This is a genomic window from Nocardioides sp. P5_C9_2 (assembly GCF_054049555.1).
Genome location: NZ_JBFUMD010000607.1, coordinates 1 through 1909, shown reverse-complemented (window position 1 = coordinate 1909; position 1909 = coordinate 1). Strand labels below are relative to the sequence as shown.

The following is a 1909-nucleotide window of genomic DNA, read 5'->3' as shown; positions in this document are numbered from 1 at the left end:
GCCGATGCCCGAGGACGCCCCGGTCACCATGACCGTCGCACCGAAGAGCGGGCTCATGCCTCCCGTGAGGCGACGAGCGAGGCGCGCGATCCGGGCGCGCGGGGTCTGGAGGAGCAGGGTCACGGCGCCGACCCTAGACCGTGGACCGACCGGGCAGTTCCGTAGCGCTCCGGACCCCCGACCGGGCAGTTCCGTAGCGCTGCAGGCCGCCGACCGCTGCCTCCAGACCGACTCCCCATGGTGAMCTCCGCTTCCACCGACGACGCGAGGCGCCGCTCGGCGTACCGGAGCGGTCCGGAAGTGCCCGCTCGGCGTACCGGAGCGGTCCGGAAGTGCCCGCTCGGCGTACCAGAGCGGTCCGGAAGTGCCCGCTCGGCGTCCCGGAGGGGTCCCTCACATGTCGTTGCCGAGGAACATCAGGTCGCCACCGGTCACCTCGAGGACGTCGACGCGCTTGCACGCCCCGGTGACCGGGTCGCAGTCGCTGACGATCGTCGCGCTGCCGGCACGGGACGCGACCAGGATGGAGCCGTCGGTGTCGACGGTCCACTGCGAGGCGCTGTCGCGCTCGGTCACCGACAGCTGCAGCGGCTCGGTGGACCCCACTCCGGTGGGCTCCAGGGTGCTCGACCACGCGAGCACGTGGGCCCCGTCGTGGGTGAGCTGGGAGTCGATGGCCCCGGGCACGAACGTGTAGTCGCGCTGGCCCACGCCCGGCTCCGGCTCGGGCCGGGGGCCGTCGTACAGCACGACGCCGTTGCGGACGTCCGCGATCGACGTCCGCGGCCCTGCGAACGGGCGGGTGACGTCGCCGTCGAGGTCCCAGACCTTGGTGCCGGTGCCATCGCGGAAGAACACCGCGCCGTCGTCGAAGGCATCGATGACCACGTCACAGCCCCCACAGACGACGTCGATCATGTCGACGAGCTCCCTGGTCTCGGTGTCGAGGACGAAGAGCCGGGGACCGCCGTCGCGCAGGATGGCGACGGCGACCTCCGACGAGGTGGAGTCGGCCTTGGCCGTCGGATGCCAGTCCCGGGGTGCCTGCAGTGCTCCCTCGATCATGGTGGTGTTCCCGTCGAGGTCCAGGAGCACCGGGCGACCGGCGTCGTAGTGGACGACGCCACCGGGGGCCGCGACCGCGTCGGTGTCGAGCCCCGCGACCTGGTCGACGGGCACGGTCCGCCCCCCGAAGTGCAGGACACCGCCGGGGTCGGCGTAGGCCCGCAGCCCGTCGGCGGGGGCGGTGACGACGGTCGGGTCGGTGGCCACCTGGCCCTCACCGGCCCGCGTGTCGGACGGACCCATCAGCTGGGAGACCGCCACGCCGCCGACGACGAGCGTGGCTGCGACGATCCCGACCACGGCGGCACGGCGCCGGGTGCGAAGGCGACGACCGGTGCGCATCACCGTCACCAGGTCGCCCGGAGGTGCCGTCACCCGGTCGAGGCGGGCGGCGAGGGCGTCACGCAGGTCGGTGCTCATGCCAGCTCTCCTTCGTCGAGTGCGTCGAGGGCCGCACCGGTGGCACGGCGCAGGTTGCCGAGGGCGGCGGAGGCCTGGGACTTCACCGTCCCGCGGGAGCAGCCGAGCGTGGCGGCGATCTGCTCCTCGCTGAGGTCCTCGTAGTAGCGCAGCACGATCACAGCACGCTGCCGCGGCGCGAGCGCGGCGACGGCGTCCCACAGGGTGCTCCGGTCCACCACGCCGTCCTCAGCGGACGGTTGCGGCGGCGGCTCACCGACATCGGCGTGCGGTCGCTCGCGACGCCACCACGCCGAGCGACGGGTGCCGAGCACCTCGTTGACCACCATCCGGCGCACGTAGGCGTCCGGGTGCTCGGCCGCGCAGACGCGGGACCACGCGGCGTACGCCTTGGCGAAGGCGGCCTGGCAGGCGTCCTCCGCAC

Annotated in this window: 2 protein-coding genes; both read right to left on the bottom strand. The window is 73.4% G+C overall.

The genetic code is table 11. The features are described 5' to 3' along the window. Positions 1–393: 393 nt before the first annotated feature. Complete coding sequence (locus tag ACXJKL_RS20170) at positions 394–1485, bottom strand: hypothetical protein (RefSeq protein ID WP_457208777.1); 1092 nt, start codon at positions 1483–1485, stop codon at positions 394–396. Continuing rightward, positions 1482–1909: sigma-70 family RNA polymerase sigma factor (locus ACXJKL_RS20165; protein WP_457208776.1), on the bottom strand; the 428-nt coding region annotated here is incomplete at its 5' end. The genes ACXJKL_RS20170 and ACXJKL_RS20165, both read right to left, overlap by 4 nt.